The organism is Phocaeicola sp., assembly GCF_048170425.1.
Lineage (GTDB): Bacteria > Bacteroidota > Bacteroidia > Bacteroidales > Bacteroidaceae > Phocaeicola.
Genome location: NZ_DBEXBB010000301.1, coordinates 1 through 2,627, shown reverse-complemented (window position 1 = coordinate 2,627; position 2,627 = coordinate 1). Strand labels below are relative to the sequence as shown.

Here is a 2,627-nt window from a genome sequence, read left to right as displayed (position 1 = left end):
GCAGCCATGATGCTCGCCACATCGGCCTGTGTGGGTCCTGAAAAAGCCGCACAGACAAACGGCCCCGTCATCGGCAAGCAGGAGGTGACGGTAAAAGACGGCCGTATGACTCCTGAAACACTCTGGGCCATGGGACGCATCGGAAGCTCCTGCGTATCGCCCGATGGCAAACGCATTGCCTACACCGTGTCTTACTACAGTGTGAAAGAGAACAAGAGCCACCTGGTAATCTACGTGATGAACGCCGATGGCTCGAGCAACCAACTGCTCACTACTACAGCTGCCAGCGAAGGAGAACCCGCATGGATCAAGAATGGCAGCAAACTTGCTTTCCTGGCACCGGATGCCGACGGAAACAACCAGATTTGGGAGATGAACCCCGACGGCAGCGAACGCGTACAGCTTTCTTCATTTGCCGGAGGAATTGACGGATTCAAGTTCTCACCCGACGAAAGTAAGGTGCTTTTCATCTCACAGGTGAAATACGGCGAACGTACCGTCGACAAGTATCCTGACCTGGACAAAGCCAGCGGAATGGTGATAGACGACCTGATGTACAAGCACTGGGATGAGTGGGTACAGACCGTACCGCATCCGTTCGTGGCTCCGTTTGCCAGAAACAAGGTAGACGAAGCTACCGACATTCTGGCTGGCGAACCCTACGAATCGCCGATGAAGCCTTTCGGTGGCATCGAACAGCTTACCTGGAGCCCTGACTCCAAATCCATCGCGTATACCTGCCGCAAGAAAACCGGACTGGAATACACCATTTCTACCGATTCAGACATTTACCTGTATAACCTGGAAACCAAGCAGACCCGCAATCTCTGCAAGGAAGACGCTACCGACAAGAACATGGGTTACGACACGAACCCGCAGTTCTCACCCGACGGCGGATTCATTGCCTGGCAAAGCATGGAACGCGACGGATACGAAAGCGACCGCAACCGCCTTTGCGTAATGGATTTGAAGAGCGGTAAGAAAACATACGTAACCGAAGCCTTCCAGTCAGGCGTAGACAGCTACTGCTGGGCTCCCGACAACCAGACACTCTATTTCACCGGTGTATGGCATGCCACCAGCATGATTCACCGTACGAACCTGAAGGGAGAGGTAGAACAGCTTACAGAAGGCATGTACGACTATGCTTCTGTGGAAATGCTGGGCAATGGACAATTGCTGACCAAGCGCCACTCTATCAGCGAAGCTGACGAACTGTTCACCGTCAACCTGAACAAGGCCAACGAGGTAACCCGCATCACGCAGGAAAATGACCACATCTTCAAGCAACTGAAATTAGGTAAAGTAGAAGCCCGCTGGACAAAGACAGTCGACGGAAAAGACATGCTTTCCTGGGTAATCTATCCGGTAGACTTCGACCCGAACAAGAAATACCCCACCCTGCTGTTCTGCGAGGGCGGTCCGCAAAGCCCCGTCAGCCAGTTCTGGAGCTACCGCTGGAACTTCCAGATTATGGCCGCCAACGATTACATCATCATCGCCCCCAACCGCCGCGGTCTGCCGGGATTCGGCATGGAATGGCTGGAAGAAATCAGCACCAACTACGGCGGACACTGCATGGACGACTACCTGACTGCCATCGACGACATTGCCAAGGAACCGTACGTAGACAAAGACCGCCTGGGCTGCGTAGGTGCCAGCTTCGGAGGATACTCAGTGTACTGGCTGGCCGGACACCACAACAAGCGTTTCAAGGCCTTCATCGCACACGACGGATTCTTCAACATGGAGCAGCAGTATCTCGAAACCGAAGAACTCTGGTTCACCAACTGGGATTTGGGAGGCCCGTACTGGGACAAGAACAACCCAGCTGTAAAGCGTAGCTATGCCAACTCTCCTCACCTGTTTGTCGACAAATGGGATACGCCTATCCTCTGCATCCACGGCGAGAAAGACTACCGCATCCTGGCTTCGCAGGGCATGGCCGCATTCAACGCTGCCAAACTGAGAGGAATTCCTGCCGAACTGCTGATTTTCCCGGACGAAAACCACTGGGTACTGAAACCGCAGAACGGTATCTTGTGGCAACGCACCTTCTTCAACTGGCTTGACCGCTGGCTGAAGCCACAGAAATAAGCCACACACATCCGGACACCCTAAAAAAGATTTTTCTATCCTACTGGATTTCAAACGATTCAAAAAAATCCAGAAAGAATCCAACAAAAAAAGGGTGTCCGGATTTGCATATTAAAATAAAAAGCCATACCTTTGCAACGCTTTTGAGAAAGACACTTCGGGGTGTAGCGCAGTCCGGTTAGCGCACCTGCTTTGGGAGCAGGGGGTCGTGGGTTCGAATCCCGCTACCCCGACAGAAGTCAAAAAAGTGAAAGTTATTACATCGTCCGGGGTGTAGCGCAGTCCGGTTAGCGCACCTGCTTTGGGAGCAGGGGGTCGTGGGTTCGAATCCCGCTACCCCGACAAGAAGAAAGGCAACTTAGCCAATACGGTTGAGTTGCCTTTCTTCTTTTATTAGGGACACTCAGTAAATAGTATAAAATTAGCCAACTAATTCATACAAAAAGTATTGCGAATTAGTTGGCTTTTTTGTATCTTTAGGTATTCCCCCGAAAATAAGGTTTGGCAGCCAAAACGGGGGAAATACTCCG

The 2,627-nt window shown here is 52.0% G+C and carries 1 protein-coding gene and 2 tRNA genes; all 3 read left to right on the top strand.

Going from position 1 to position 2,627, the window contains the following annotated elements:
* A partial coding sequence (locus ACMJ0U_RS11635; RefSeq protein WP_417130071.1) for a prolyl oligopeptidase family serine peptidase occupies nt 1-2,097 on the top strand: 2,097 nt, incomplete at its 5' end.
* Nucleotides 2,098-2,255: 158 nt separating this feature from the next.
* Nucleotides 2,256-2,330, top strand: a tRNA-Pro gene (locus tag ACMJ0U_RS11630).
* A 34-nt stretch (nt 2,331-2,364) separates the two neighbouring features.
* Nucleotides 2,365-2,439, top strand: a tRNA-Pro gene (locus tag ACMJ0U_RS11625).
* The last annotated feature ends 188 nt before the right edge of the window (nt 2,440-2,627 follow it).